The following is a 3,204-nucleotide window of genomic DNA, read 5'->3' as shown; positions in this document are numbered from 1 at the left end:
ATGAACGGGGTCGAAGGTGCCACCAAAAATAGCAATCATTTTTTTGTCCAACAGGTTAAGCAACTAATTAAGGCTGTGACACGGCATAGGAATATCGAGCGGTTGACAAAACTTAATACAAATATGTGCAAGTGCCTGATAAGGAGCAATTAAGTTGCCTTGTTTATAGCTTGCATCAAATAAAGCAATGTCACTATTAATTTGCTCAAGTACAGTAATATTTAGGCGATTAACGGCATTTTGCACCGGCCCTTGCTGATTTTTCCAAATGGCATTTTGTTTAAATAAGCTGGCGATTGGCTCACCATTTAACAATCCCAATTGCACATTCATCAAGGTGTTGAGCTCTTTTGTAATCGCCCATAATATACTCACAACTTCAGTGTTGTCACTGGCTAGTTTGTTCAAAACTTTAATGGCTTGCTTGGCATGACCATTTAATAAGGCATCGCTTAAATCAAAAATATCAAATTTGGCTTGATTTAATAGCCCTTGCATAACCAATTGCTGGGTAATAAGTGCGTTGCCATGCAGTAAGGAGAGCTTTTCAAGTTCCTGATAACACGCTAGAAGGTTACCTTCTGTAGCATTGATAAGGCTTAATTTGGCATCATTTTGCATGTTAAGAGCCAAGCGTTGACATTGCTCATCAAGCCATCGTTTGACGTGCGAGCCAGTCAGTGGGTAACAAGGTACAAATACACCTTGTTTGTCGAGCGCTTTAAACCAGGCACCGCGTTGTACTTCTTGGCTCGCTTTTGCACCTTTAATAATTAGTATCGTGTCGGGGTTAACAAGCTCAACGACACGCTTAAAGGTATTACTACCAATTACACCGGGCTTTTGCTGGTTTAGATCAAACTCAATAATAGTGCGTGCACTAAATAATGACATACTTTGATATTGCGCTATTATTTCTTGCCAATCAAATCCTTGCATTAAAGTAAATTTAATGACTTCATCAAAGCCTTGTGATTTGGCGGTATCGCGTATCAGCTGAACACACTGTGCTTCTTGAAAAGGCTCTTCACCAAAAACTAGGTAAAAAGGTTTTAAGCCTTTGTTTAACTCGTTAGGTAATTGATTAGCGTAACAGCGCATTACAGTTGCGACAGCTCTCTAACAATACGGCGACTTGCTTGCTTACGAATTTCGTTAATTAGCAGCTCTAGCTCTTTGGCTTTGGCAAGTGCGTTATCGGGGTCGTCTTGATAATTTCTATAAAGCTCAAAGCGTTTTTCTATAGCATCTTTATTGGGGTGTTTTAGAACATATGAAACGCCATAGGCAAGTTCGTATTCAGCAACCTGGCCATTTTTAAATAACAACAACGTTTGGCGTTCTATGGTTTCTTTACGTAAATACAGCTGCGCTACGTTTTTAGATGAAGAGGTAAGTTTAACTTCACTTGCTAACAGCTCTTTTTGTAGCTGTTCAAATAAAGCTGATTTTTCGTCATCACCAATAAGCGTAATGAGTTTTAGATTATCAGGCAGGCTTGACGCTTGCTTTAAGTGAAACCCACAACTAGATAACAAAAAACAGACTAGCGCTAAGGCTAGTCCGTTTTTAATGGCCTTAAATACAGCCATATTAGTTAGCAACCACGTTAAGTAGTTTACCTGGCACGTAAATTATTTTACGAATGGTCTTACCATCAGTAAATTTAGTTACGTTTGCTTCTGCAAAGGCAAGTGTTTCTACTTGTTCTTGTGTTGCATCTGCTGCCACAGTTAGTTTAGCGCGAAGTTTACCGTTTACTTGAACGATGATGAGCTTTTCATCTTCAACCAAGGCTGATTCGTCAACTATTGGCCATGCTGCATCTAAAATATCACCGTCTTTACCTAGTTCTTCCCACAACTCATGAGATAAATGCGGCGTAATAGGGGCAAGCATAATAATTAACGCTTCAAGTGCCTCATTTGCAATGGCAATGTCTTGTGCATCGTTAAGTGGCGCTTTAATTAACTTATTAGACAGCTCCATGATGGCAGCAATCGCCGTGTTAAACGTTTGACGACGTTCAACATCATCACTTACCTTTGCAATGGCTTTGTGTAATTCGCGACGAAGTACTTTTTGTGGGTTAGTAAGCGCAGACTTTTCAAGTGCTTGGTAACCTGCCGCTTTCACGTCTACTGCGTATTTCCATATACGTTTTAAGAATCGGTGTGCGCCTTCAACGCCAGAATCTGACCATTCAAGTGTTTGTTCTGGTGGTGCAGTAAACATCATGAATAAACGCACTGTATCAGCACCGTATTGTGCAATTACTTGTTGTGGGTCTATACCATTATTTTTAGACTTAGACATTTTGCTCATGCCTGAAGAAAATACTGGTTCGCCATCTTCCTTGTGCCATGCTTTAGTAACTCGACCTTTTTCGTCAGTTTCTGTTTCTACATCGCTTGGTGAAATCCAAATATCACCACCTTTCTCATCTTTACGATAGAACGTTTCAGCCAATACCATGCCTTGACATAGTAAGCGGTCAAATGGCTCGTCTGAATTTACTAAACCAAAGTCACGCAATAGTTTATGGAAAAAACGTGAGTACAATAAGTGTAAAATTGCGTGTTCAATACCACCTATGTATTGGTTTACAGGTAACCAATAGTTAGCGGCTGCTGGGTCTAACATGCCTTCGTCGTAACGTGGGCTGCAGTAACGTGCGTAATACCAAGACGATTCCATAAAAGTATCGAAGGTGTCAGTTTCGTGCGTAGCAGGTACGCCGTTAACTGTGGTTTTAGCCCAATTAGGGTCTGCTTTTATTGGTGATGTTACACCATTCATTACCACGTCTTCTGGTAAGCGAACGGGTAACATATCTTCTGTTGCAGCAAGCTCGTTGCCGTTTTCGTCGCTCAGCATTGGAATTGGAGAGCCCCAATAACGTTGGCGGCTAACACCCCAGTCACGTAAACGGAAGTTTACTTTACGCTCACCCACGCCTAGTGCTTCTAGTTTGTCGGCAATCGCATTAAACGCTGCTGAAAAGTCTAATCCGTCAAATTCGCCAGAGTTTACTAATACACCTTTTTCGGTGAATGCTTCTTGCGCTAGGTTTACTTCAAAGTCTGAGCCTTCAACAGGCGCAATAACTTGTTTAATATCTAGGCCGTATGCATTTGCAAACTCAAAGTCACGTTGGTCGTGTGCAGGTACTGCCATTACCGCGCCTGAGCCGTAATGCATAAG

3 protein-coding genes are annotated in these 3,204 nt (G+C 41.1%); all 3 read right to left on the bottom strand.

Annotated elements, in window-relative coordinates; genetic code table 11:
- Positions 1-63 precede the first annotated feature (63 nt).
- Complete coding sequence (holA, locus tag BCG07_RS06665) at positions 64-1,101, bottom strand: DNA polymerase III subunit delta (RefSeq protein WP_243533078.1); 1,038 nt, start codon at positions 1,099-1,101, stop codon at positions 64-66.
- Complete coding sequence (locus BCG07_RS06660) at positions 1,101-1,592, bottom strand: LPS-assembly lipoprotein LptE (RefSeq protein WP_243533080.1); 492 nt, start codon at positions 1,590-1,592, stop codon at positions 1,101-1,103. The genes holA and BCG07_RS06660 overlap by 1 nt, the downstream gene beginning before the upstream one ends.
- A 1-nt stretch (position 1,593) precedes the next feature.
- A partial coding sequence (leuS, locus tag BCG07_RS06655; RefSeq protein WP_286889409.1) for a leucine--tRNA ligase occupies positions 1,594-3,204 on the bottom strand: 1,611 nt, incomplete at its 5' end.

It is taken from the genome of Pseudoalteromonas sp. ESRF-bin5 (genome assembly GCF_002632075.1).
GTDB classification, from domain to species: domain Bacteria; phylum Pseudomonadota; class Gammaproteobacteria; order Enterobacterales; family Alteromonadaceae; genus Pseudoalteromonas; species Pseudoalteromonas marina.
The sequence above is the reverse complement of the archived record's forward strand: the minus strand, read 5'-3'. Positions and strand labels throughout refer to the sequence as shown.